We start from the raw sequence: 25,849 nt of genomic DNA, 5'->3' as shown, positions 1-25,849 counted from the left end.
TCGGCGTCGTGGTCAACGATCCACCGTAGCGGGCCGTGACCCAATCGTGACAAAGGCGAGGTCGTGGCGCCCGAACCGCGCGCTTCGTCCTAGTTTATTTAGACTGATATATTTCGATCATGCCCGGACGCGCCCTCGACAATCCGCTCGTTCTGCCGGTGCTCGGACTGCTCCTCGAATCGCCGATGCACCCCTACCAGATGGAGGTCACGCTGCGCGAGCGCAGCGAGGAGGGGCAGTGGCCGCTCAATCGCGGCTCGCTGAACAATGTGGTCGCCGCCCTCGCGGCGGCGGGCTGGATCGAGGAACACGAACGTGCACAACGGGAGGGTCGGCCCGCCCGCACCGTCTATGCCCTCACCGATGCCGGGCGCACGGAACTGGTGAGCCGACTGGACGTCCAGATCCGCAGCGCCGCACGGGAGTTCTCACCGTTCTTCGCCGCGATCAGCTATCTCGGCGCACTGGGACGCGAGGGCGCCGTCGATGCCCTCACCGAACGCGCCCAACGGCTCACCGCAAGAATAGAATCCGATCAGGCCAAGCTCACCCGCGCGCTCGGTGACGGCGCACCTGCCCTGTTCGTCGTCGAGGCGGATTACGCACTCCACGCCGCGCGGGCCGAGCTGGACTGGATCGCGTCGACGATCGCGAGCATCCGCGACGGGAGCCTCGTGTGGCCGAACCGATCAGCCGGTCCCGAACGACCCTTCGAGACGGTTCCGTGAACCGGGGTGCACGAGACGCGCTGCGCTGACGAGCCCTCGGGACGACCAGGTGCGGCGCCGGATCAGCAGGCAGGGTTCGGAACGCTCGATGTGGAGGAGGCGGCATTCGTCCGGTGATCCGAGGATCGCTTCGACGACGTGCTCACCCCTCGTCAGCGGGGCTTCCACGCTCAGATAGTGATTGGGCGTCTGCTGGGTGAAGTCCTGATCGAGATACCCGGGCGCCTCGGCGGGGTTGACGAACCGGTCTTCGAGCTGGATCGGCGTGTCGTCCTCGTAGTGGATCATCAGGGAGTGGAACACCTTGCCGCGGATCGAATCCCGGATGAAGGCGTTGGCCGGGTCGGCGTCTTCCTCACGCACGTACACCACTTCGGTCCGGTGGCGGTGGCCGCGTTGCTGGATCTCGTCCGCGATGTTCTTGACCTCGAACAGCGGCGACGCCGTCTTCGTGGCCGCCACGAACGTGCCCACCCCCATCAGGCGCACCACGAGACCCTCGGCGCTGAGTTCGCGCAGTGCACGGTTGATGGTCATGCGGGACAGCCCCAGAGCGCCGACGAGCTGATTCTCCGAGGGCAGCTGATCGCCCTCCTGCCAGCGGCCGGCGTTGATCTGCGACACGATCAGGTGCTTGACGCGTTCGTACGCCGGGGCCGACTCCGTCCCCGGTCCGTTGTACAACGCAGCAAGCTCCGCGTCGACTACTGCGATCTCTACCACTGACACCCATTCCTCTGCGGCACCGACGAACTTCCCGTGCAGTCGGCCGTCTGCAGTCTATCGGCCGACTGCACGGGTAAGCCGCAATCGCGCGGTGCGCCCGAAGTCACCTCACCATGCTGCGGAGCTGCCTGGTCGCGACGGACAGGGCGGCCAGGTCGTGCTCACCCGATTCCGTGACGGCGTCGAGGGTGTGGCGGGCCCGCGCCAGCCGGGCCGCGTTGCGGTCCTCCCACTCCCCGATCTTCTGCTCCGCCGTGTCCGCGATCTCGCTGCCCGCGATCACGTCCAGGCACAGGGCCCGCACCGTGTCGTACAACTCGTCGCGCAACGACAACCGGGCCAGCGCGTTCCACCGCGTACCCCGTCCCAGCTGCGAGACCCCCACCAGCAGGTGGACCAGCCCGAGGCACTCCCCGAGCCGGTAATACACCTCGGCCACCTCGTGGGGGTCGCGTTGGGTGATGTCGGCGATCTCGACGATGTCGAGCAGCGCGAACCGGTCGAGCAGCAGTTGGACGCGCCCGGCCAGGTCGGCGGGGACACCGCGGGCCACCAGCGCGGCGGTTCGGCTGCGGAGGCTTTCCGCGTCCTCGCCGCACAGCCAGCCCGCGACGTGCGGTGTCAGGTCCGCGACCCGGTCACGGAATCGGCTGATCTCCGCCCCGACCGCGAGCGGCTGGGGCCTGCGGGTGAGCATCCACCGCGACGCCCGGTCGAGCAGCCGCCGGGTGAACAGCGTCAACTCGTCCGAGAGCGCGGCGTCGAGGCCGGCGTCCCGGATGTCGCGGCGCAGCGACGGCAGGTCGAACACCTCCGAGACCACCGCGAACGCGCGCACGGCGTCGGCGCCGCTCGCACCGGCCTCCTCCCCCAGCCGGAAGGCGTACGTGATGCCGCCGTTGTCGACGACGTCGTTGGTGAGGACCGTCGCGACGATCTCCCGGCGCAGCGGATGTTCGCCGATGGCGTCGCCGAACGACTCCCGGAGTCTGCGCGGGAAGTACCCGGCGAGGGCGTCCGCGAACGCCGGGCTGTCGGGCAGGTCGCCGGCGAGCAGATCCGATTTCAGCGCCAGTTTGACGTGCGCCATGAGCGTCGCGAGTTCCGGCGACGTGAGTCCCGCCTCCGCGCGTTCCCGGGCGGCGATCTCCTTCCGGGACGGCAGCACCTCGATGACGCGGTCCAGACCGTAGCGGCCCTCCAGGTGGCCGATGAGCCGTCCGTGCACCGCGAGCGACGCGGCGGCGTCGGCCCGGCTCGTGCCCAGCACGTCGTTCTGGGCGACGTTGTCGGACAACACGAGACGCGACACCTCCCCGGACATCTCGGCCAGCAGACCCGCGCGATCCTCCGCCGCGAGGCGGCCGCCGCTGACCAGGGCGTCGAGCAGGACCTTGATGTTGACCTCGTGGTCGGAGCAGTCCACGCCCGCCGAGTTGTCGAGCGCGTCCGTGTTGATTCGACCGCCGTTGCGGGAGAATTCGATGCGTCCCAGCTGGGTGAGGCCGAGGTTGCCGCCCTCACCGATCACCCGCGCACGGACGTCGGCGCCGTCCACCCGGACTCCGTCGTTGCCCTTGTCGCCCACGTCGAGGTGGGTTTCGGTGCCCGCCTTCACGTACGTGCCGATCCCGCCGTTCCACAGCAGATCCACCGGCGCCCGCAGGATCGCGCGAACCAGGTCTGGTGGCGACAGTTCGGTGGTCCCGGGCGCCAGCCCGAGCGCGCGCCGCGCCTCCTCGCTGACCGGAACGCTCTTCCTCGACCGTTCCCACACACCGCCGCCCGCGCTGATCAGACCGGGTGCGTAGTCGGCCCACGACGACCGCGGCATCGCGAACAGCCGTTCCCGCTCCGCGAAGGAGGTGGCCGCGTCGGGGTTCGGGTCGAGGAACACGTGCCGGTGATCGAACGCGGCGACGAGCCGGATGTGCGGGCTGGCCAGCATTCCGTTGCCGAACACGTCGCCGCTCATGTCGCCGATCCCGACGGCGGTGAACTCCTCCGACTGGGTGTCGACGCCCATTTCCCGGAAGTGCCGTTTCACGCTCTCCCACGCGCCGCGGGCAGTGATGCCGAGCGCCTTGTGGTCGTAACCGACGGATCCGCCGGACGCGAATGCGTCACCGAGCCAGAACCCGTACTGCGCCGCAACGTCGTTCGCGATGTCGGAGAACGTCGCGGTGCCCTTGTCCGCGGCGACGACGAGGTAGGTGTCGTCGCCGTCGTGCCGCACCACCCGCGGCGCCGGGATCACGACGCCGCTCGCGAGGTCCACGTTGTCGGTGACATCCAGCAGTCCGCTGATGAAGCTGCGGTAGCAGCGCACACCCTCGGCGCGGTGTGCGTCCCGATCCCGCGCCGCGTCTCCGGTCGGGGCCGGTGGACGGGCGACGACGAACCCGCCCTTCGCGCCGACGGGCACGATCACCGAGTTCTTGACCGCCTGCGCCTTCACCAGACCGAGCACCTCGGTGCGGAAATCCTCCTTGCGGTCGGACCACCGCAGGCCGCCCCGCGCGACGGCGCCGAATCGCATGTGCACACCCTCGACCCACGGCGAGTAGACGTAGATCTCGAAACGCGGCCGCGGCTGCGGCAGTTCGGGGATCCGCTGCGGATCGAATTTGAACGACAGGACCTCCCGTTCCCGCCCCGCGCGGACGTAGCGGTTGGTGCGCAGGGTCGCCAGCACCACGTTGAGGTAGGCGCGCAGGATGCGGTCGGCGTCGAGGCCGAGTACGTCGCCGATCGCCGTTTCCAGCGAGCCGGTCAGTTCGCCCGGCTCCGACGCGGCGTCCGGATCGAACCTCGCGGCGAACAGCTGGATCAGCGCCTGCGAGATCTCCGGGTGATCCCCGAGGACCGTCGCGATGTGGTTCTGGCTGTACGGGAATCCGCCCTGCCGGAGGTAGCGCGCGTAGGCCCGCAGCACCTCCACCTCCCGCCAGTCGAGGCCGGCCCGGAGTACGAGTTCGTTGAAACTGTCCGTCTCCGCCCGCGATTCCCAGGCCGCGGCGAACGTTTCCGTGAAGCGGTGCGGCAGTGCGTCGTCCGACGGCCTGGCCGATGCGTGGCGAATCCCGAATTCGTACATCCAGCAGACGGTTCCGCGACTGTTCGCGACCGTGTACGGGCGCTCGTCGAGGACCGCGACGCCCATGCTCTGCAGGATCGGGAGCACGTCGCTGAGGGAGGCGGGGGCGCCGCCGACGAAGAAGGTGAAACGCCAGTCGGCGGCCTGCGTGTCGAGTCGCGTCTCGATCGCCCCGTCCGTCAGTGCCTCGAACACCGCCAGGTCGGCATGGGCGCGCTCGGTGTCGAAGTCGTGCTTGTACACCGCGGGGAAGTGCTCCGAATAGTGCGCGAGGAGGTCGCGTTCGGCGGTATCGCCTTCGTCCCGGAACCGGTCTTCCCAGGTCCGGCAGGCCCGGGCGATCCGGCGCTGAATGTCCAGTCGCCGCGTGTCCGTCACTGCGGTGTCCGCGGGGACGCGCATCGTGAAATGGACCATCGCCAGCGGGTACTCGGACACGTTGGTGGTGTATTCGACGGCGGTGCCGTTCAACTCGTCCAGGAGGACCCGCTGGGCCGCGAGGCGCGTCCGCGTGTTGTACCGGTCGCGAGGGATGAACACCAGCGCCGACATGCTGTCGCCGGGGACGTCCGTGCGCAGGAAGAGGTGGATGTGTTCGCGCGCGGTGATGCCGGCGACCTCGGTGAGGGCCGAATGCAGCGAGTCCGGGCTCGCCGCGAACAATTCGGTCAGCGGCAGCGCCTGCACGACCTGCAGCACGGCCTGCCCGGAGAAGGAATCGATGTCGAAGCCGGCGCGGTCGAGCAGGGCCCGCACCCGGCGGCCCGCACCCGGAATGTCCAGGACGTTCTCGTGCCTGCCCGCGGGCGTGAATACGCCGACGAAGCGGTGTTCCTCCCCTGCGGCCCGGACGCCGACAAAGGACGGATACGACGAACGGTGCACGGATACCGGGAGCGCCGCCTGCCCGATCGCGAGGACCGGACCGGCATCGGTGGCGGGTGCACGGTCGCCCTCCCGGTCGTGGAGGACGCCGAGACTCTCCCGGGGTGCGCCGGCGGCGTCGTACCGCGCGTAACCGAGGACGGTGAAGTTGCCCGCCTCGCACCAGCGCAGGAAGTCGGCGGCCTCGCGGAGTTCTTCGGACAGCGCGTCCTGGCCTGCCTGCGCGTCGAGTTGCCCGGACACCTGGATCTGGAGTTCGCGCATGCGCGCCAGATCCGCGTTGACCCGGCGCACGTCGGAGAGGACGGCGGTCAGGGATTCGGCGAGTGCGGCGACGACCGTCTCGCCGGTGTCGGAGCGAAGTCCCACGTGGATCCAGGACTCCGCCGTCCCCGGTTCGGTGGCCGGACGCACGTCGGTGAGGGTGCCCGACTCCGTGCGGCGGGCGGCGACGACCGGGTGCAGTGCCTCCTCGATGGGGGCGCCGACCCTTGCCGCGGTGAGGAGTACCGATTCGACGAGCAGCGCCATGTCGTCGGTGACGATCTGCACGGCGGGTCCGATCCCGCTGGGGTCCGTGGCGTCGATGCCGCGCACGACCGCGGTCCCGGGGATCCGGTGTCGTCCCGTCTCGAGATGTGTGTTCGCGATCCGGTCACGCGCCTCGGGATCCGCGTTGTCGGCGTCGGGGTGACCTGCGGTGCGGAGGTAGAGGTCGAGGAAGCGCTCGCGCGCCTCCTGATCGGGAAACAGCTGCTCATCGCGCTCGAGCGGATGTGAGGACGTCGAAATTACTCTCATGTCAGTACCTTCCGTCGGGAGCATCGGGACTCCCGGCTGGTGCAGTGGCGGGCCGGCACGCTTCTCGGCTGGGTCCTTGGAGAACGCTTGACAGGGGGTTGTCTATACAGGACTATACATCTAACGCGATAAAAAACGTGAGTCAGAGCACACTGGAATCAGGACATGGGACAGAGCACCCGGGACCGACCCCAGCTGCCGGACTCGTCACAGAGAGACATCAGGCCAATGACACACGAGGGACCTCCCGAGATCAGCCTCGCGCCGGAGCGTCGCACCATCGACGTCGTCCCGGACGACGAGCGCCACGGATCTCCGCGCAGCCAGTTCACGCTCTGGTTCGGCGCCAACATGCAGATCACCGCGATCGTGGACGGCGCCCTGGCAGTCGTCTTCGGTGCCGATGCGCTGTGGGCCATCGTGGGCCTGCTGATCGGCAACGTCTTCGGCGGTGCCGTCATGGCGTTGCACTCCGCTCAGGGACCGCGCCTCGGCCTGCCCCAGATGATCTCGAGCCGGGCCCAGTTCGGCGTCCTCGGCGCCGTGCTCCCGCTCGTCCTGGTCGTCCTGATGTATCTCGGCTTCGCCGCGACCGGCAGCGTCCTCGCCGGTCAGGCCGTGAACGAGATCCTCCACATCGACAACGCCACCGTCGGCATCCTCATCTTCGGCGCGATGACCGCGTTCGTGGCGGTGACCGGGTACAAGCTCATCCACGTGGTCGGCAAGGTCGCGACCGTCGTCGGCATCATCGGCTTCACCTACCTGCTGATCCGCTTGTTCGCCGAGTACGACGTGGCCGCGTTCGTCGGGATCAAGGGCTTCGACATCGTCACGTTCCTCCTCGCGATCTCGCTCGGAGCCGGCTGGCAGTTGACGTTCGGACCGTACGTCGCCGACTACTCCCGCTACCTGCCGCGCTCGACGAGCGAGCGGAAGACGTTCTGGTCGACGTTCGCGGGCAGCGTGATCGGCTCGCAGTGGTCGATGACGCTGGGCGCGCTCGTCGCCGCCGTCGCCGGCGACGCGTTCCTCAGCGACCAGGTCGGCTTCATCGGCGAACTCGCCGGACCCGCCGTCATCGCCCTGATGATCTACCTGGTGATCCTGGTCGGGAAACTCACCGTCAACTGCCTCAACGCGTACGGCGGATTCATGTCGATCCTCACCACAGTGACCGCGTTCAACGGGCAGTCGCGCATCTCGACCCGCGCCCGCAGCCTGTACATCATCGGGTTCGTCGCGGTGTCGATGCTGATCGCGATCGGCGCCAGCGCCGACTTCCTCAACAACTTCAAGAACTTCGTCCTCGTGCTGCTCATGGTCTTCACCCCGTGGAGCGCCATCAACCTGATCGACTACTACCTCATCTCCAAGGAGCGCGTGGACATCCCGGCCCTGTACGACCCGGCGGGCCGCTACGGCCGCTGGAACACGACCGCGATGAGCTGCTACGCCATCGGCGTCGTCGCGCAGATCCCGTTCCTCGCGCAGAAGCTCTACACCGGCCCGGTGACGGACATGCTGGGCGGCGCGGACATCTCGTGGATCGTCGGCATCGTCTTCACCGCCGCGATCTACTACCCGCTCGCGAAGCGCAGCAGCAACCCGCCTCCGGCCATGATCTACCCGGAACACACCGCCATGGCTGATACACGACAGTGAATCACGCTGAACCCCAGACTCTTCCACCTCTCTCGTTCGACCATCAAGGAGTACACGACATGACCACCACGACGCCTCCGGTTTCCGGACCCCGCCCCGTGTCGGCGCCCCGCGGCACCGAGCTGACGACCCTCGGCTGGCAGCAAGAAGGCGCCCTGCGCATGCTGATGAACAACCTCGACCCCGAGGTCGCCGAGCACCCCGACTCGCTCGTCGTCTACGGCGGCACCGGCAAGGCCGCGCGCAGCTGGGAGGCGTTCGACGCGATGGTCCGCACGCTGAAGACCCTGAAGTCGGACGAGACGATGCTGGTGCAGTCCGGCAAGCCGGTCGGTGTGTTCCGCACCAGCGAGTGGGCGCCCCGCGTCCTGCTCGCGAACTCGAACCTGGTGGGCGACTGGGCCAACTGGGAGGAATTCCGCAAGCTCGACGCCCTCGGCCTGATCATGTACGGGCAGATGACCGCCGGATCCTGGATCTACATCGGCACGCAGGGCATCCTGCAGGGCACGTACGAGACGTTCGGCGCCGTTGCCCGCAAGCGCTTCGGCGGTTCGCTCGCCGGCACCATCACCCTGACCGCGGGCCTCGGCGGCATGGGCGGCGCCCAGCCCCTCGCAGTGACGATGAACGACGGCGTCGCGATCTGCGTCGACTGCGACGTCACCCGCATCGACCGCCGCATCGCGCACAAGTACCTCGACACCAAGGCCACCGACATCCACGACGCCCTGCGTCTGGCAACCGAGGCCCGCGACGCGAAGCGCCCGCTGTCCATCGGCCTCGAGGGCAACGCCGCGGAGATCTTCCCCGAACTGCTCGCCATGAACGCCCCCATCGACATCGTCACCGACCAGACGTCGGCACACGACCCGCTGTCGTACCTGCCGCTCGGCATCGACTTCGCCGACATGAAGGCGATGGCCGACAAGGACCCGGTGAAGTTCACCGAGGACTCCCGCGCGTCGATGGCCCGCCACGTCGCCGCGATGGTCGGCTTCCTCGACAAGGGCGCCGAGGTGTTCGACTACGGCAACTCCATCCGCGACGAGGCCCGCAAGGCCGGCTACAACCGCGCATTCGACTTCCCCGGATTCGTGCCCGCCTACATCCGTCCGCTGTTCGAGGAGGGCCTCGGCCCGTTCCGCTGGGCCGCGCTGTCGGGCGACCCGAAGGACATCGAGGCCACCGACAAGGCGATCCTCGAACTGTTCCCCGAGAACGAGCACCTGAAGCGCTGGATCACGATGGCAGGCGAAAAGGTGGCGTTCGAGGGTCTGCCGGCCCGGATCTGCTGGCTCGGCTACGGCGAACGGCACAAGGCCGGCCAGAAGTTCAACGAGATGGTGGCGTCCGGTGAGCTGTCGGCGCCCGTCGCCATCGGTCGCGATCACCTCGATTCCGGATCGGTCGCGTCGCCGTACCGTGAGACCGAGTCGATGCTCGACGGCTCCGACGCGATCGCCGACTGGCCGCTGCTCAACGCGCTCGTCAACACCGCGTCGGGCGCGTCGTGGGTTTCCATCCACCAGGGCGGCGGGGTCGGCATGGGCCGGTCCATCCACGCCGGTCAGGTGTGCATCGCGGACGGCACCGACCTGGCCGCGGAGAAGTTGGAGCGGGTCCTGACCAACGACCCCGGCATGGGCGTCATCCGGCACGTCGACGCCGGCTACGACCACGCCGCCGACGTCGCCCGCGAGCGCGGCGTCCGCGTGCCGATGTCCGAGGGATGACCAACCGCCCGAGCGACCGTATCTTCGAACCACTGGAAGGAACAGCAGTGACAGCGAACACCTCCCGCTCCACAGCGCTGACCGGCATCGGCACCCTGGTGACCAACGACCCGACAGTGGGGGAAGGTCCGCTCGGGCTGATCCGCGACGCCGCCGTCGTCTTCGACGGCGGCGTGGTGACCTGGGTCGGCAGCACCGACGCGGCGCCTGCCGCGGACGTCGGGCACGACCTCGACGGCCGGGCGGTGCTGCCGGGCTTCGTCGAAAGCCACTCGCACCTGGTGTTCGGCGGGGAACGCGCGGAGGAATTCGCCGCCCGCATGGCCGGGCAGCCGTACGCGGCGGGTGGCATCCGCAACACGATCGAGGCGACGCGGAACGCCACCGACGAAGAACTGCAGGCGAACACGCGGCGACTACTGGACGAGTCGCTGCGGTCGGGCAGCACCACGGTGGAATGCAAGACCGGCTACGGGCAGACGGTCGCGCACGAATTGCGCAGCACGCGGATCGCGGCGTCCCTCACCGACGAGGTGACGCTGCTCGCCGCTCACGTTCCGCCGCCGGAATACGCGGGCCGTGCCGACGACTACGTCGCTATGGTGTGCTCGGAGATGATCGATGCCTGTGCACCGCAGGCGAAATGGATCGACGTGTTCTGCGAGACCGGCGCGTTCGACCGCGATCAGGCGCACGCCGTGCTCACCGCAGGAATGGCGAAGGGGCTGATCCCCCGCGTCCACGGAAACCAGCTCCGCGAGGGGCCCGGAGTCCAGCTCGCCGTCGAACTCGGCGCCGCGTCCGTCGACCACGTCTGCTACACCACGCAGGCCGACATCGACGCGCTCGCGCAGAGTTCGACGGTGGCGACCCTCCTGCCCGGCGCGGACTTCTCGACCCGCAACAAGTACCCCGATGCCCGGGCCCTGCTCGACGCCGGTGTCACGGTCGCGCTCGGTGCGGACTGCAACCCCGGCACCAGCTACACCACCAGCCTGCCGTTCTGCATCGCGATCGCGGTGCGGGACCTGCACATGACCCCGGACGAAGCGATCTGGGCGGCGACGGCGGGCGGCGCCCGCGCGCTGCAACGCGCCGACGTCGGGGTCCTGCGTCCCGGAGCGCGGGCCGACGCCCTCGCCCTCGACGCGCCGTCGTACCTGCACCTGGCCTACCGGCCCGGCGTCCCCCTGGTCAGCGATGTGTGGCGGGGCGGCGAACTCGCCTGGTCCGCGCACGTCGGTCACGAGAAAGCGAGGGCATTGCGATGATGGAGAACCTGTTGATACCGCCACCCCCCTGGGTCGGCAGGATGGACGGCACGTCGAGTCACCACCTCCGCTGGCACCAGGCGGTCACCCCGCTACGGGACGGCGCCGAGCCGGGCGCCTGCGTGTTCATCGGATTCTCCAGCGACGAGGGCGTGGAACGGAACAAGGGGCGCCGCGGCGCGTCCCGCGGTCCGGACGCGCTGCGCAGCGCGCTGTCGTCGATGGCGCTCGCCGAACCGCTCCGCGCGTACGACGCCGGCACCGTCGCGGTCACCGACAATCGTCTGGAAGCCGGGCAGGAGGCGCTGGGCGCCGTGGTTGCCGCGACGCTCGACGCCGGCCAGTTCCCCGTGGTCCTCGGCGGCGGCCACGAGGTGGCGTTCGGGACGTACCTCGGTCTGGCGCAGGCCGCGGTCCGGACCCCGCGCAAACGGGTCGGGATCCTGAACCTGGACGCCCACTTCGACCTGCGGTCCGATCCGGTGCCGAGTTCGGGCACACCGTTCCGGCAGATCCTCGAACGGGAACACGCGGCAGGCACCACCCTGCAGTACTCCGTGCTCGGCATCAGCCAGCCCAGCAACACCACCGCACTGTTCGACACCGCACGCGGATACGACGTCCGGTACCTCCTGGACGACGAGTGCTCGGTGTCCGACCGGCACCGGGTGGCCGTGTTCGTCAGCGAGTTCCTGTCGGACGTCGATCTCGTCTACCTCACCATCGACCTCGACGTCCTGCCCGCCGCGGTCGCGCCGGGAGTGAGCGCTCCCGCCGCGTACGGGGTTCCCGCGGAGACGATCCAATTCGTGTGCGACGCGGTCGCCGCCAGCGGAAAACTCGCGGTCGTCGATGTCGCCGAGCTCAATCCGTCGTTCGACATCGACAACCGCACCGCCCGCACCGCCGCCCGGTTCATCCACCGGATCGCCACGAAACGCATTCCGATCGTCGGCTGAGGTCTCCCGGGGAGCCTGCGCTCAGCCCTCCCGCAGCACTGCGCGCAGGCGGGTGACGAACGCGGCCGGGTCGTGGGCGAAGCCGATGTGATCACCCGGGAACAGCGTGGGCTCGATCCCCAATTCGGCGGCGAGCGCCCGCGACGTCCGGTCGCAGAGTTGACCTCCCGACTCCTCGCCGATACCGACCACGACGCGGGTGGACGCCGAGCGCAACGCGGCGACGTCCGGGCACCAGCGGGTGGTCGGGCGCAGCATGTGCGCGTGCTGGAAGTACTCGTCGGCCTCGGTCTGCTCGTCCCGCTCGCCCCCGACCATCTGCTGGAACACCTCCTCGGGCAGGTGGATGTTCGCCAGATCCAGGAACTTCCTCCACGCCCCCACGACGTCCCCGCCGAGGTGGGCGTCGATGATCTCGTCGGTCTTCACGCGCAGTTCCTCGCGGTCGTCGAGCAGTTCGTCCAGCGGCGGCTCGTGAGCCACCACGGTGTGCACCAGTTCGGGATGCGCCTGCACGAGCGCGAGCGCGCTGACGGCGCCGCCGCTGGAACCGAACACCACGGCAGAGCCTGCGTCGAGGTGCGTCAGCAGCCGGGCGAGGTCGTCGGCGCGCATCTCCGGCGTCGAATCGCGGTCGCGGTCGTCGACCGGGCTGCGGCGAATGCCCCTCGGGTCCGTCGTGAGCACGGTGTATTCGGCGGCCAGCAGATCGGCGGCGGGCGCGAAGGAGTCGGCGTCCATCGGGGCGCCGACGAGCACCACGACGGGCCCCGACCCTCTCACCTCGTAGTACAGCCTGGCACCGGGAACGTCGAGAGTCCGGGCGTGGGTGGTGGCGGTCGATGCGGAATTCATCGCGTTCTCCTCGTTGCAGGTGATCATCGGTCGCAGGTAGGACCGCCCCCGACGGGGATAATCATCGGTCCGGTGGGGGAAATTTCTTGCCCATGACCTCCCCGGAGCCCCGGATCCGGAGGATTCGTGGGCCTACCACTGGAAGCACGCGCGGCTAGATGACAGGATGAGATTTACGCGAACGGGATCTCGATGTGAGATCCCGGGCGGCAACTCAGGGAGTGAACGGTATGGCGCAGGGTGTTGTGAAGTGGTTCAACAGCGAGAAGGGCTTCGGATTCATCGCGCCGGACGACGGTAGCGCGGACGTGTTCGTTCACTACTCCGAGATCTCGGGCAGCGGCTACAAGTCGCTGGAGGAGAACCAGCGGGTGGAGTTCGAGGTCGGACAGGGCCAGAAGGGCCCGCAGGCCCAGAACGTGCGGGCCGTCTGAGCGACGACCCGATAACACTGTGACGACGAGGTCGCACCCGAGAGGTGCGGCCTCGTTGTCGTAGCAGGCCCCGGGAGAGCTATCTCGAGAGGCCGAAACTTCCCACCTGGCTGCCGCCCACGTAGACGGCCCCGGTGTAGCTCCCGTCGGCATTGGGGGAGATCCTGTCGGTCAGGAACCCCAGACCCGATGAGCCGTAATCGATGACGGTGTTTTCTTTCCCGTCGTGCGAACGTACCGCCACATCGCCCCCGCGCCGACGAGCGCGGCACCGATAGCGGTTCCCGCGATGACGATCCCTCGGGTGATCGCGCGCATCATTCCCCCTCCGCAGCGATAGCCCGCCCGGTCGCGTCGACCGGTGGCCGATCCGTGGTCGAGTACCCCCTTCACTGCCGTGGACACCGGCACACCTGGACAAATTCGGCGTTCTCCTTCATAGTCGATGTGCCACCAAGTGGCATTGCTATTTCACTAGATGGCAATCTCGATCTTCCGACAGGAGTTCCCGTGACCGATCAGCTGCTCGATGCCGCCGAGTTCCGCGGCGCAGTGCGCGCCTTCGCCAACCGTGAGATCCACCCCGGCGCGGCGTTCCGCGACGACACGCGGGAGTTCCCGGCGGAGCTGGTGAAACGACTGGGCGAACAGGACCTGATGGGGATCTCGGTGCCCGAGGAGTTCGGCGGACTGGGCATGTCCACCAAGACGCAGCTGATCGCCATCGAGGAGGTTGCCCGCACCGACGCCGCCCTCGCCTCGATCTACACCGCGCACTACCTGGGGCTCGAGCCGATCCTCGTCGGCGGTACCGAGGAGCAGAAGCGCCGATGGCTGCCCCGCCTCGCGTCCGGTGAACTGCTCGCCGGGTTCGCCCTCACCGAACCGGACGCCGGCTCCGACATCGCGTCGATGCGCACGACGGCGCGGCGCGAGGACGACGGGTGGCACCTGTCGGGGTCGAAGACGTACATCTCCAACGCCAAGGAGGCCGACCTGGTCGCCCTCTTCGCCAAGACCGATCCGTCCGCGGGCTTCCGCGGCATCACCGCATTCGTCCTCCCCCAGGGCACGCCCGGCGTGAGTTACTCGGAGCCGCAGGACAAGCTGGGCATCCGATCGGCGCCCACCTACACCGTGTACCTCGACGACGTCGTCCTCCCCCACGACGCCGTGGTGGGCACCGAGGGTCGCGGCGGCAACATCGCGCTGACCGCCCTCAACCGCGCCCGCATCGACGTGGCCGCGATGGCGAACGGAATCGCGCTGCGTGCTTGGGAACTGGGCCGGTCCTACGCGGCCGAGCGCAAACAGTTCGGACACCCCATCGCCGAATTCCAGGCGATCCAGTTGCTACTGGGTGCGTGCGACGCACAACTCGTCGCCTCCCGGGTCACCGCGGACTGGGCGGCGGACGTGAAGGATGCCGGCGCCGACCTGCGCCGCGCCGCCTCGGTGTCGAAGTACGTGGCCACGGAGGCCTGCTTCTCGATCGTCGACCAGACCGTGCAGATTCACGGCGGCGCCGGGTTCATGCGCGAATCCGAGATCGAACGTCTCTACCGCGACTGCCGGATCCTCCGGATCTTCGAGGGCACTTCGCAGATCCAGCTGCTCACCATCGCCTCCAACGCGCCGTCGCCGCGCTCGACCGAATTCTGAGAAGGGCTCGTCATGCCTACCCTCCCTCCCCTCGACGGCATCCGCGTCGTCGATCTCTCCCGTGTTCTGGCCGGGCCGTACTGCACGGCACTGCTCGCGGATGCCGGCGCCGACGTCGTCAAGATCGAGCCCGCCGCCGGCGAGGACTCGCGGCACCTGGGACCGTTCCGCGACGGCGAGAGCATCTACTTCAACGTGCTGAACCGCGGAAAACGTTCACTGGCACTCAATCTCAAGGACGAAGCGGATCGCGCCGTCCTGCTCGATCTCCTCGACACGGCGGACGTCCTCGTCGAGAACTTCCGGCCCGGCGTGACCGCCCGGCTCGGCATCGACTACGACACCGTCCACGCCCGCAACCCCCGGCTCGTGTACGCGTCCATCTCCGGTTTCGGGCAGGACGGGCCTCTCGCGGGCGCGGCCGCCTACGACCTCGTCGTGCAGGCGATGTCGGGGGTCATGAGCATCACCGGTTCCCCCGAATCCGGCCCGACCAGGCTCGGAGAGTCGTTCGGCGACCTCGTCGCGGGACTGTTCGCGGCGTGGGGCATCAGCTCCGCACTGGTCGGAACCCGGGAATCGGGTGTGGGGCAACACCTCGACGTCGCCATGTTCGACAGCATGCTGGCGATGCTGCCCACCGCGCACAGTCAGCTGCAGGCCTCCGGGGTCGCGCCGGCAGGAGTGGGCAATCGGCATCCCGTCTCCACCCCGTTCGACACGTACCGGGCGTCGGACGGCCTGTTCGTCCTCGCTGTCGCCAGCCAGTCCGGGTTCGAGAAGCTCGCGCACACCATGGACCGTGCAGATCTTCTCGGCGACAACCGGTTCGCCGACGACACCTCCCGCACCGATCACGAACCTGCCCTGCGCACCGAGATCGAGATCTGGGCGAAGGACAAGACGGTCGCCGAGGTGGTCGCGATCCTCGGCGCGGCCGGACTGGCGAGCTCCGAGATCTGGAACGTCGAACAGGCGTTGTCGTCCGAGCAGAGCAGGCACCGGGGACTCGTCGAATCGTTCGAGCATCCGGTCGCGGGAACCATCGACTACGTCCGGCAGCCGGTCGTGTTCGGCGACAGCGCACGCCCCGGGGTCCGCCGCAGCCCGCTGCTCGACGAACACCGGCAGCCCCTGCTGTCCGAGATCTCGTCACGGTAGATTCACGCCGACACCCGCGACCGTCAGGAGAGAACCCATGGCCCCCGGAGATGTGACCCGCAGCGCGAGCCGCACCTTCGAACTGCTCGGCGCGATCACCGAGCGGGGCGGGCTGACGCTCGGCGACGCCGCGAAAGCCGCGGGCCTCGCCACGAGTACCGCGCTGCGCCTGATCCGCAGCATGGAGCAGAGCGAGTTCCTCGTGCGCGGCGACGACAACGTGTACCGGGCCGGACCGCGACTTCTCCAGATCGGCGCCCGGGCGATCAGCGACAACCAACTGCTGTCCCGGGCCCGGCCCGCGATGGTCGCGATCGCGGAGGAAACCCGCGAATCCACGTACCTGTCGACGCACGGGCCGAAGGGCACCGCCCTCTACCTCGCGCAGATCGAGGGCACCCACGCGATCCGGCACATGGGCTGGGTGGGTCAGACGGTGCCGCTCGTGGGCACGGCCGTCGGCGCCGCACTGCGGGGCGACCTGCAGAGCGAGGGATACGCGATCGCCCACGACACCCTCGAGGACCACTCGACGGGTGTGGCCGCCCCCATCTACGACGCGGTGGGCCGGATCGTGGGCGCCCTCAGCGTCATCGGTCCGACGTTCCGTCTCGACGACGCACTGTGCGCGCAGCACGGTCTCGTCCTGGTCGAACGTTGCCGTGCGCTGTCGGCGGAACTGGGCTCCCCCACCGAGTGATCGCCGCGTGAAAATGGACGACGCCGACAGGATCGGACCAGGTCGGCGGCATCACGGCGCCCGCCGCAAAACACTGGTGCGCCCGCAGTCATCCATTCGTGCGCTGTGGGTCATGGCCCCGCCACCGTCCGGTTTCTAGTGTTCTGAATCACAGACGCTCTCGGGTCGCGTACGCCGCTTCGCCGCAGAGCCGTGACGAGGAAGGACGGATACCGTGGCGACACTGCAGACGGTCCAGAAGATCGGCCCGGTTCTGGACCTGTTCACCGCGACGCGTCCCGAGTGGGGGGTTTCGGAGGTCGCCGCCGCCATCGAGGTTCCCCGGTCGAGTGCACACGCGCTGTTGTCGAGTCTGGTGGACACCGGGCTCCTCCAGTGCCGCACACGGGGGCGCTATCGAATCGGGTGGCGGGTGATCGAACTCGGCGAAACCCTGCGCGGAACCGTCGACGTGCGCTCCTGTGCGGCACCCGTCATCGAGAATCTCGTCGAGCGGTATGGCGAGACCAGCCATCTCGCCGTGATGGAACGGTGGCACGTGCTGTACGTCGACAAGGTCGTCGGCACACACAACATCACTGTCCAGGGCGCTCGTGTCGGCGCCCGACTCGACGCTCACTGCACCGCCGTCGGCAAGGTGCTGCTGGCAGCCCTCGAAGAGGGCGAACTACGCCGCTATCTAGCCGGACGCGCACTTCGCAGGCATACCCCGTCGACGATCACCAATTCCGGCGCCCTGCTCGACGCGTTATCGGTGGTGCGATCGTCCGGCTGCGCCTACGACCTCGGGGAGGCAGTGTCGGAGATACATTGCGTAGCCGCTCCGGTGCGGGACGACATGGGTTCGGTCGTGGCGGCGGTGAGCATGAGCGTCCCGGTCACCCGATTCGTTCCCCGGAAAGCCGAGCTCACCCGCGCCCTCACTGCGGCAGCTCGGGACGTCACGCACGCAATCGCGGCGTCGACACACGCGACGCCTCAACTCACCCGGGACCACCGGGAACCGGCGCGAGGCCGCTCCCTCGCCTCCTGACCGGCCCCGCCACAGACCGTCAGTTCCCCGTCCGAACAACGATCAGAGGTGCCATGGATACCGACGCACGCAAGGCCGCCGACCGATTGCTCGAGGTGTACCGGACCGGCGAGCCGATCGACCCGCTCACCCCGGAACACCCCGACGCGTCGATCGAACTCGCCTACCGCATCCAGCAACTGCAGGTCGAGGAGTGGACCCTGGGCGGCGACGTCGTCAAGGGCCACAAGGTCGGGCTCGCATCGCGAGCCATCCAGCGGCAGATGGGGGTGAAGCAACCCGACTTCGGGCATCTGACCGCGAGCATGTTCCACCTGGAGCACCAGCCCATCGCGGCGGAGCGGTTCCTTCAGCCGCGGATCGAACCCGAGGTGGCGTTCGTGCTGGGCCGTCCCCTCACCGGGCCCGGGGTCACCGTCGCCGAGGCGGTCCGGGCCGTTGACTTCGTCCTGCCCGCCCTCGAGATCGTCGACTCCCGGATCCGTGACTGGAACATCGGCATCTTCGACACGATCGCCGATAATGCGTCCTCCGGTGGAGTGATCCTCGGCAGTCACCCCGTCGCGCTGAACGACGTGGACTTGCGACTGGCTGGGTGCACTCTCCACATCGGTGGGGAACTCGTGGCGACCGGCGCGGGTGGTGCCGTCCTCGGTTCGCCACTCAACGCACTGGTGTGGCTGGCGAACACCGTGGGGCCGATGGGCGTGACGCTCGAGCCCGGTCATGTGGTACTTCCCGGCTCGATGACCAAGGCATTCCCGGTACGACCGGGAGATTCGATCGTCGCGCAGATCTCCGGGCTCGGCAGTGTGACGGCCGTGCTCGACACGAAGGAGGAACAATGACGGACACGAACACGTGGAGCGCGGCCCGAGTGGCCGAACGGTTGTTGCAGGCAGAAGACTCCGCCACAGCCCTGACGTCGATCAGGGCGGAATGGGACGGCCTCGACCTCGCGACGGCGTACGCCGCCCAGGACCTCGCCCTCAACATCCGGGTGGCGCGCGGTGAGAAGGTCACCGGGGTGAAACTGGGCGTCACGTCGAAGGCGAAGCAACGCCAGGTGGGAGTGGATTCCCCGTCGACCGCCTGGCTGACCGACCGAATGATCCTTCCGATCGGCGAGGCGGTGCCCCGAGCCTCGTTGATCCACGCGCGGGCGGAACCGGAGATCGCCTTCGTGATGGGACGCCGCCTGCAGGGCCCCGGGGTCAGCGCCGCATCCGCGCTCGCCGCCGTGGACCATGTGGTGGGTGCCATCGAGATCATCGACAGCCGATTCTCGGGCTACAAGTTCTCGATGATGGACGCCGTCGCCGACAACAATTCGTCCGGCCGCTATGCCACCGGACCGATCAGCCGCAGGCCGGAGGATCTCGATCTCGCGCTCGAAGGGTGCCTGCTGGAAGTGGACGGCGAGGTGGTCGACTCGGCCACCGGCGCTGCAGTGCACGGACATCCGGCCGAAGCACTGGCGTTCGCGGCGAATACCCTTGCCGCACGCGGTCACGCCATCGAAGCCGGCTGGGTGGTGCTCACGGGAGGCATGACCGACGCGGTTCCGGTGAAGCCCGGCGCACGGATCGCAGTGCACTTCACGAATCTGGGCACCGTCACGGTGGCGGGAGGTCACTGATGCCGATCATCGAAGTCACCATCGCCGAGGGTCGTAGCGACGAGGAGCTGCGAATGCTCATTTCCGAACTCACCCACGCCGCCCACCGTGCGATCGGCACGCCCGTGGCGAACGTGCGGGTGATCCTGCGGGAGACACCGAAGACCCATTTCGCGGCCGGTGACGTCACGCTCGCCGAACGGGAGGTGTCGGCCGCGAAGATCCGGATATCCGGAACCACCGCGGACGTCGGCGGCTGACGAGTCCACCATTGCGATCGGATGGGGAGGCGAGACCGGATCCGGGCTACGCAGAGGTGTACCACCCGCTCTTCCCCATGAGATCCGATGACCCCCAGCAGTCCCGTCACCCTCGCCGTGGAGCCGACCCAGGCATCGCCCGTCCCCGAGCGGATGGCCGACGAGTTGTATCACGACCTCGTGTCCCCGGACGAGGTTCGCCGCCTGCGAGCTCGCGTGCGTGATTTCGTCGCCCGCGCGATCGAGCCCGTCGCGCACCGGATCGCCGGTGGTGATGAGCGGCTGGACGGCTTCCCGCAAGATGCGTTCGAAGCCATGGCGGCGGACGGGCTGTTCCGGATCCCGTCCGACGTCGGAGGGAAGGGCTTGGCGCACCCGCCACCGCCACCGCCACCGCGGTCGCAGTGGAAGAACTGGCGTACTACTCGAACAGCGTCGCAGCCATCTACGACGTGCACTGCATCCTCGCCGGCACCGCGCTCGACCAGGGCTCCGACGAGCAACGTCAACGCTGGCTGCGGCCGATCGTCGACGGCGAGATCGTGGGCGCCTTCGCGACCAGCGAACCGGGCGCCTCGAGCGACCTGTCCCCCTCCGCCGTATCCACAGTCGCGACCCCGGACGGTGACGGGTGGATCCTCAGCGGACGGAAACGATGGATCACCAACTCCGTCGTCGCCGGGGTGGTGGTGGTGCTCGCCCGGACGGGAGACAGCCTGACGACTTTCATCGTCCCCACCAGTGCACCCGGTGTCACGACCGGCACCCCCGACCGCAAGCTCGGCAACCGTGGCCAGATCACTGCCGATGTCATTCTCGACGACGTTCGCCTCGGGGCGGAGTCGGTACTCGGGCGGGTCGGGGGTGGCCTGCGCATCGCCTTGCAGACTCTGACATACGGGCGCATCGGAATCGGTGCGGCGGGCGTCGGCATGGCGCAGGCCGCGTTCGATCGGACTGTGACCCATCTGAAGTCACGCCACGCCTTCGGCGGATCGCTTGCCTCGAAGCAGCATTGGCAGTTCGTCATGGCGGACTATGCAGCGGATCTGGAGGCGGCACGCAGCCTGTACATCAAAGCGGCGCTACGCCTCGACGCGGGTGAACGATTCCCCGAGCCCGAGGCGGCAATGGCGAAGCTGCGAGGTACCGATCTGGCTGCGCGGATCGCCCGAGATGCCGTGCAGGCGTTCGGTGGACTGGGCTTTGTCCGCTCGCTCGGCGCCGACGACACCGAGGGGCCGGTGGAGGCGATCTACCGGGACAGCTAGATCGGCGAAATATACGAAGGTGCCAACGAGATTCAACGGTGGGTCTTGGCGCGACAGATCTTCGGGCGCGAGCACACCGGATAGACGCAACGGAAACCTACCGGTCTGTTTCCGTTTCGTTGGCGAGCCGCCGGTTCACCAGAGTGCTGCGGCTGCTTCCGTACTGTTCCCGGAAATGTGCGGGACTGGCCCCGAAACGCTTGCGGAACGCTCGACTGAAGTGGGAGACATCGCGGAAACCGACGCGGTCGCTGATCTCGGCGACCGTGGAGTCGGTGTCCAGCAGTTGTTCGCGTGCGCGGTCCAACCGCAGTTGGTACAGCCACGTGCGTGGGGTGGCACCAGCAAGGCTGAAGAGTTTGTGTATGTAGCGCAAAGACATTCCGAGCTCCACGCCGATCTCGGCTGTCGTGTGGTCTGGATCGTGCAGATACCGCGCCATCGCCTGCTGCACCGACCGGAGGTCGTCGTGGTGCACCCGTTTCGTCGCGGTCAGCGGGGGTGCCTGTTCGGTGAGAGCCGCGGTGAGCAGATCCACCGCGGACGCGGCGACCGATGCGGACGACCCCACCGAGAGACGCGCATCGGTGGACGCGATGTCGACGAGGAAGCGAGAGACGAGACCGCCCATCCCGCTCTGCCCTGAAATTCCCAGCCCGGAGACCTCGTCCATGACCTCCGCGGAGAGTCGAGAGATCAGCAGTTGGCGTGGCGCACGCAGCACGACCTGCTCGAATTCGGTCCTGCCGTCCACGACGAACGGTGCCGCCGAATCGAGAATGCCGAACGCCCCCTGTTCGAGGAGCGCGGTCCGCGAGTGCTGCTGAAGAGTGGCGGACCCCCGCGTGATCAGACAGAGGAGGAAGTCGTCGTTGGGGTCGGATCGAATCATCTCGGGCGTACGCACCACCGTGTGTGGGTCGGCGTGCACCACACTCACTGTCAGTTCACCGAAGGGCCGCACCGTCAGTTCCGCCGCGAACTGGTCATTCTCGTCCGGCCAGTCGACGTCCATCTCGCAGTATGTGGAATCCAGTGTGTCCGCCCAGCGCATGCGTCCTTCGGTCGACTCCAGCTCACGTGTACTCAGCACCATCGCAGCGGCGCCTTCGGTGCAGACGGGGTCATCCTTCTGTGCACTGTCGGTCATGTTCGAGCCCACCTCCGCCTTCTAGTGTTCCAGATCACACGGACTTTCCGCGCGGACGATCCCCGAAAAGTTCGCGGGCCGCGTCACTTCGAATCTTCCGAACGATGTCAGAGGAGAACGCCATGACCACCAGCACCACGTGGATCGAGTCGATCACGATGGAGGAACTCGATCGGGACCCGAACCCGATCTACGACCAGCTGCGGCGCGAGGCGCCCGTCGCGTACGTGCCGGCCGTGGGAATGTACGTCGTGGCCTCACGAGAACTGTGCCTGCAGACCACCCAGGACTCCGACACGTGGTCGACAGTGATCGCCCCATCCGGGGGACGAACATTCGGTGAAGGTACCGTACTTGCCGCCAACGGTGCGGAGCACCGGAAGCTGCGCGACTGGATCGACCCCCAGTTACGGCCCAGCGCAGTCGACTCCTACATCGACACCCTCGTCCGGCCGCATGCCCGCCGCATCCTCGAAGGATTCGAAGATCTCGGCAGCGTGGACATCCAGGATGCCTACTTCGCGCCGATCAGTGTGCGTTCGGTCGGTGACCTGATGGGCCTGACGGACATTCCGTCGAAAACGCTGGTCCGCTGGTTCCAGACCCTGGCACAGTCGTACGGGAACGCGGAAGTCGACCAGGACGGGAACTTCGCCAATCCTGCCCCGTTCGAGGCCGGCGACGCGGTGAAGACCGAGATCATCGCCGCCGTGGATCCGCTGCTCGACCACTGGTCCGAGCATCCCGACCACACACTGATCTCACACTGGCTGCACGACGGCATGCCCGAGGGGCAGGTGCGGGACCGATCGGAGATCTACCCGAACATCTACGTGTTCCTGCTCGGCGCGCTCCAGGAACCGGGTCATGTCATGACCACCACACTGGCCGGGCTCCTCGAGCATCCCGACCAGCTCGAACGCGTCGTCGACGACCCCACTCTCATTCCCCGCGCCGTCAACGAGGGGGCGCGTTGGGTGGCACCGATCTGGAGCGCCGCGGTCAAGGTGGCAAACCACGACGTCAGCCTCCAGGGAGTCGACCTGCCCGCAGGAACGCCGATCATGCTCGCGTACGGTTCGGCCAACCGCGACGAATCCTCCTGGGAGAACCCGGAGGCCTACGACGTGGACCGCCCGATCATGCCGCACCTAGCCTTCGGCGCCGGAAATCATGCATGCGCAGGAACGTATCTCGGCACGGCGATCGTGCGGATCGCGCTCGAAGAGCTGTTCGAGACCATTCCGAACATCGAGCCCGATCCTGACCGCGCCCCACGGTTCTGGGGATGGACGTTCCGCGGACCACAGGGCCTGCACGTCACCTGGGAGGTGTGACCGATGGACCGCACCGTGACGGTGTCCGGACACGACGACGCGTTTCCCGTCGCAGCGGGCAATTCCGTCCTCGAGGCCGCTCTGCGTGCGAACCACTGGCTTCCGCACGCGTGTTCGCAAGGAACCTGCGGCACGTGCAAGATCCGCGTACTCTGCGGCGAGGTGGACCACGGCGCAGCCGACGAGACGATCCTCACCGCCGACGACCGCGCGTCCGGACTCGCCCTGGCCTGCCAGGCGAAACCGCGCGGGGACCTGACCATCGACCCGGTGAACGACGCCGACTCCGGCCGGCCGATGCACCCCCTCCGCGACTATCGGGGAACCGTGCGCGAGTTGTCGGACATTGCCCGTCAGACCCGCAGGCTGGTCGTCGAACTCGACCAGCCGATGGAGTTCGACGCCGGGCAGTACACCGAACTGATCGTTCCCGGATCCGGTGTCGCTCGGCAGTATTCGATGGCGAACCCGCCGTCCGAGCAACGACTGCTCGAGTTCCACATCCGGCAGACGGAAGGCGGTCTCGCCACGTCGGGATGGATCTTCGACACGCTCGCGGTCGAGGACCGCATCGAACTGCGCGGGCCGCTGGGCCAGTTCGGCATCGTCGAGCCGCAACCCGAACCCGCGATTCTCATCGGCGGCGGGACGGGCCTCGCACCCCTCAAATCCATTGTCCGGCATGCACTCGACACGGATCTGTTACCGTCCATCCACCTCTACCACGGCGGACGCCGAGAAGCCGACCTGTACGACGTCGAGCACTTCCGGGCAATCGAGGCCGCAGACCCTCGGTTCCATTACCACCCCGTGCTCAGCGAGGAAGGGTGGAGCGGGGCGACCGGGATGGTGACCGATGCCGTGCTCAATGACTTCGCGAGTTGCCGTGGCCACAGCGCCTACCTGTGCGGGCCGCCGGCGATGGTTGCCGCTGCCGTCAAGGCGCTCAAACGTCGTCGAATGTCACCGCGTTTGATTTTCAAGGAGGAATTCAGCGCGAGCACACCGCGTGCGCAAGCCGCGGCCGTCTGAACGCCGCGATCCGTTCCATCGGACACATCGAGAACAGGAGTTCCATGTACCGCGTGAGCATCATCTACGACAGGCCGACCGACCCGGCCGCGTTCGACGAATATTACTCGACGAAGCATCTTCCCTTGGTCGAGGCCGTACCGGGCGTCGTCCGGCTTGCCACGGGCAAGTGCGAGACCTTCGACGGCACCACTCCGGCAGCATACGCGCTCGCCGAACTGTTATTCGACTCCAAAGATGATGCCGGGCAGGCACTGTCGTCATCGGCTGGGAAGATCGCCGCCGAAGACCTCGCGAACTTCGCCACCGGCGGGGTCACGATGCTGTTCAGCAACGAAGACACGGTACTTCCCTGACCGCACGCGCGGGCTGATCGTGCGCTCAGATCACTGTGAACCTCTGTGCGCACGTTCTTTACGATATTGCCCGGGGCTCGTGCCGTACGTGCCCCGGAACAGCCGGCTGAAGTGGGAGACATCCCGGAAACCGGCGCATTCGCTGACCTCCGCGACGGAGAGGTCGGTGGTCAGCAGGTACTTTCGCGCACGCTCGAGGCGGGCCTGGTGAAGCCAGGCCCGCGTCGTCGTGCCCTCGGCACTGAACAGTTTGTGGACGGTTCGCAGCGACATCCCCGCTGCAGCCGCGATGTCGGACAACGTCACGTCGGTGTCGTGAAGATTCTGTTCGATTACCCGCTGTACTCGCGTGAGGTCTTCGGTGCGGTGCCGGTCTGCGGCGCTGGTCACCACTGATCCCTCGGTCAGCGCGGTGGCCAGCATGTCGACCGCGGAGGAGGCGAACGCGACCGCGGCACCCTCCGACATCGGCCCGTTCATATCGGCGATGTCGACAAACAACCGACCGACCAGTCCGCCGGCCCCGGAGTGCCCGGTGATCGATCTCGCTGTGCCGTGCTCGACGATCCGGCCGGGCAGGCGTGAGGTGAGGACCTCACGAGGCGAACGCACCACGACCTGCCGGAACGGCGCCGGCGAATGGAAGACGAACGGGGCGGCGCAGTCGAGAAGGACGAAGGATCCCCGATCGACGACCGCGGCTCGGCCGGACTGCTCGACCTCGACCTGTCCGTCGGTCACGAGACACACCAGATAGCCTGTTCCCGAATCGGACTCGATCATCGCCGGCGACCGGACGACGGTGTGCGCGTCGGCGCGAATGGTGCTGATGTGGAGGTCACCGAACGGCCGCCCACCCCATTCTGCGTCGAAGTGACGCCGCGGGTCGGGCCATGCGACATCCGTCTCGCAGTACAGCTGCTCCAACGTGCTCGCCCACTGGGCGTGGCCTTCACGCATGTCCAACTCCCGCGTCCGCAGGGAGACGATCGCAGGACCGTCGGTGCGCTCGCAGCCATTCGATTGTTCGCGCTCAGCCATGTTCCATCGCACCTCCGCCTTCTAGTGTTCCAGATCACAGGAACGTGGCGTCCGGAACGATATACCTACTT

At 67.8% G+C, this 25,849-nt stretch carries 21 protein-coding genes and 1 pseudogene; 17 read left to right on the top strand and 5 right to left on the bottom strand.

Going from position 1 to position 25,849, the window contains the following annotated elements; all coding sequences use genetic code 11:
- The first annotated feature begins 119 nt into the window (after positions 1 to 119).
- Positions 120 to 728, top strand: coding sequence for a PadR family transcriptional regulator (locus I1A62_RS33150; protein ID WP_257890601.1), 609 nt, complete (start codon positions 120 to 122; stop codon positions 726 to 728).
- Here I1A62_RS33150 and hutC read toward each other — a convergent pair.
- Positions 690 to 1,457: a histidine utilization repressor gene (gene hutC / locus I1A62_RS33145; RefSeq protein ID WP_124390165.1), complete on the bottom strand. Its 768-nt coding sequence runs from the start codon at positions 1,455 to 1,457 to the stop codon at positions 690 to 692. The genes I1A62_RS33150 and hutC overlap by 39 nt on opposite strands.
- 100 nt (positions 1,458 to 1,557) lie before the next feature.
- A complete protein-coding gene (locus I1A62_RS33140; protein WP_219456540.1) occupies positions 1,558 to 6,237 on the bottom strand; it encodes an NAD-glutamate dehydrogenase in 4,680 nt (1,559 codons plus the stop codon).
- 228 nt (positions 6,238 to 6,465) lie between these two features.
- Between I1A62_RS33140 and I1A62_RS33135 the strand changes: the two genes are divergently transcribed.
- The 4 genes from I1A62_RS33135 to hutG are packed head-to-tail and all read left to right on the top strand — an operon-like array spanning position 6,466 to position 11,868.
- Complete coding sequence (locus tag I1A62_RS33135) at positions 6,466 to 7,902, top strand: cytosine permease (protein ID WP_219456538.1); 1,437 nt, start codon at positions 6,466 to 6,468, stop codon at positions 7,900 to 7,902.
- 59 nt (positions 7,903 to 7,961) lie between these two features.
- Positions 7,962 to 9,638, top strand: coding sequence for a urocanate hydratase (hutU, locus tag I1A62_RS33130; RefSeq protein WP_219456536.1), 1,677 nt, complete (start codon positions 7,962 to 7,964; stop codon positions 9,636 to 9,638).
- Between the two features lie 47 nt (positions 9,639 to 9,685).
- A complete protein-coding gene (gene hutI / locus I1A62_RS33125; protein ID WP_219456534.1) occupies positions 9,686 to 10,909 on the top strand; it encodes an imidazolonepropionase in 1,224 nt (407 codons plus the stop codon).
- Complete coding sequence (gene hutG / locus I1A62_RS33120) at positions 10,906 to 11,868, top strand: formimidoylglutamase (protein WP_072938871.1); 963 nt, start codon at positions 10,906 to 10,908, stop codon at positions 11,866 to 11,868. The genes hutI and hutG overlap by 4 nt, the downstream gene beginning before the upstream one ends.
- A gap of 21 nt (positions 11,869 to 11,889) precedes the next feature.
- On the opposite strand, the gene I1A62_RS33115 is transcribed toward hutG, so the two are convergent.
- Positions 11,890 to 12,723: an alpha/beta fold hydrolase gene (locus I1A62_RS33115; protein WP_219456532.1), complete on the bottom strand. Its 834-nt coding sequence runs from the start codon at positions 12,721 to 12,723 to the stop codon at positions 11,890 to 11,892.
- A 230-nt stretch (positions 12,724 to 12,953) separates the two neighbouring features.
- Between I1A62_RS33115 and I1A62_RS33110 the strand changes: the two genes are divergently transcribed.
- The 9 genes and pseudogenes from I1A62_RS33110 (at position 12,954) to I1A62_RS33070 (ending at position 20,946) form a co-directional block, all read left to right on the top strand.
- Positions 12,954 to 13,157: a cold-shock protein gene (locus I1A62_RS33110; protein ID WP_005244612.1), complete on the top strand. Its 204-nt coding sequence runs from the start codon at positions 12,954 to 12,956 to the stop codon at positions 13,155 to 13,157.
- Positions 13,158 to 13,667: 510 nt separating this feature from the next.
- Positions 13,668 to 14,819: an acyl-CoA dehydrogenase family protein gene (locus I1A62_RS33105; protein WP_219456530.1), complete on the top strand. Its 1,152-nt coding sequence runs from the start codon at positions 13,668 to 13,670 to the stop codon at positions 14,817 to 14,819.
- Between the two features lie 12 nt (positions 14,820 to 14,831).
- A complete protein-coding gene (locus I1A62_RS33100; RefSeq protein WP_219456529.1) occupies positions 14,832 to 15,980 on the top strand; it encodes a CaiB/BaiF CoA-transferase family protein in 1,149 nt (382 codons plus the stop codon).
- A gap of 37 nt (positions 15,981 to 16,017) precedes the next feature.
- Positions 16,018 to 16,680: an IclR family transcriptional regulator gene (locus tag I1A62_RS33095; protein WP_124390173.1), complete on the top strand. Its 663-nt coding sequence runs from the start codon at positions 16,018 to 16,020 to the stop codon at positions 16,678 to 16,680.
- 214 nt (positions 16,681 to 16,894) lie between these two features.
- Entirely contained in the window at positions 16,895 to 17,713 is an 819-nt protein-coding gene (locus tag I1A62_RS33090; RefSeq protein WP_124390174.1) for an IclR family transcriptional regulator, read from the top strand.
- Between the two features lie 53 nt (positions 17,714 to 17,766).
- Complete coding sequence (locus I1A62_RS33085) at positions 17,767 to 18,561, top strand: 2-keto-4-pentenoate hydratase (protein ID WP_219456527.1); 795 nt, start codon at positions 17,767 to 17,769, stop codon at positions 18,559 to 18,561.
- Positions 18,558 to 19,352 (top strand): 2-keto-4-pentenoate hydratase, encoded by a 795-nt coding sequence (locus tag I1A62_RS33080; RefSeq protein WP_219456526.1) that lies wholly within the window; start codon positions 18,558 to 18,560, stop codon positions 19,350 to 19,352. The genes I1A62_RS33085 and I1A62_RS33080 overlap by 4 nt, the downstream gene beginning before the upstream one ends.
- Positions 19,352 to 19,591 carry a tautomerase family protein gene (locus tag I1A62_RS33075; RefSeq protein WP_219456524.1) on the top strand — a complete coding sequence of 80 codons (240 nt, stop codon included), beginning with the start codon at positions 19,352 to 19,354 and terminating at the stop codon, positions 19,589 to 19,591. Before I1A62_RS33080 ends, I1A62_RS33075 begins: the two co-directional genes overlap by 1 nt.
- Positions 19,592 to 19,678: 87 nt before the next feature.
- Positions 19,679 to 20,946: pseudogene (locus tag I1A62_RS33070) on the top strand (acyl-CoA dehydrogenase family protein).
- A gap of 13 nt (positions 20,947 to 20,959) precedes the next feature.
- Here I1A62_RS33070 and I1A62_RS33065 read toward each other — a convergent pair.
- The gene (locus tag I1A62_RS33065) at positions 20,960 to 22,012 is read right to left on the bottom strand and encodes an AraC family transcriptional regulator (RefSeq protein WP_219456522.1); all 1,053 of its coding nucleotides are present in this window, start codon (positions 22,010 to 22,012) and stop codon (positions 20,960 to 20,962) included.
- Between the two features lie 122 nt (positions 22,013 to 22,134).
- Between I1A62_RS33065 and I1A62_RS33060 the strand changes: the two genes are divergently transcribed.
- The 3 genes from I1A62_RS33060 to I1A62_RS33050 are packed head-to-tail and all read left to right on the top strand — an operon-like array spanning position 22,135 to position 24,737.
- Complete coding sequence (locus I1A62_RS33060) at positions 22,135 to 23,349, top strand: cytochrome P450 (RefSeq protein WP_219456520.1); 1,215 nt, start codon at positions 22,135 to 22,137, stop codon at positions 23,347 to 23,349.
- Positions 23,350 to 23,352: 3 nt separating this feature from the next.
- Positions 23,353 to 24,381 carry an NADH:ubiquinone reductase (Na(+)-transporting) subunit F gene (locus I1A62_RS33055; RefSeq protein WP_219456519.1) on the top strand — a complete coding sequence of 343 codons (1,029 nt, stop codon included), beginning with the start codon at positions 23,353 to 23,355 and terminating at the stop codon, positions 24,379 to 24,381.
- 44 nt (positions 24,382 to 24,425) lie between these two features.
- On the top strand, positions 24,426 to 24,737 hold the full coding sequence (locus tag I1A62_RS33050; RefSeq protein WP_219456517.1) for an EthD family reductase: 312 nt from the start codon (positions 24,426 to 24,428) through the stop codon (positions 24,735 to 24,737).
- A gap of 30 nt (positions 24,738 to 24,767) precedes the next feature.
- Here I1A62_RS33050 and I1A62_RS33045 read toward each other — a convergent pair whose 3' ends face one another.
- Positions 24,768 to 25,778, bottom strand: a complete 1,011-nt coding sequence (locus I1A62_RS33045) for an AraC family transcriptional regulator (protein ID WP_219456515.1) — start codon at positions 25,776 to 25,778, stop codon at positions 24,768 to 24,770.
- Positions 25,779 to 25,849 lie beyond the last annotated feature (71 nt).

Source organism: Rhodococcus sp. USK10 (assembly GCF_019378875.1).
Lineage (GTDB): Bacteria > Actinomycetota > Actinomycetes > Mycobacteriales > Mycobacteriaceae > Rhodococcus_F > Rhodococcus_F pseudokoreensis.
Note: the sequence above shows the minus strand (reverse complement) of the source record. Positions and strands in the feature narration are given on the sequence as shown.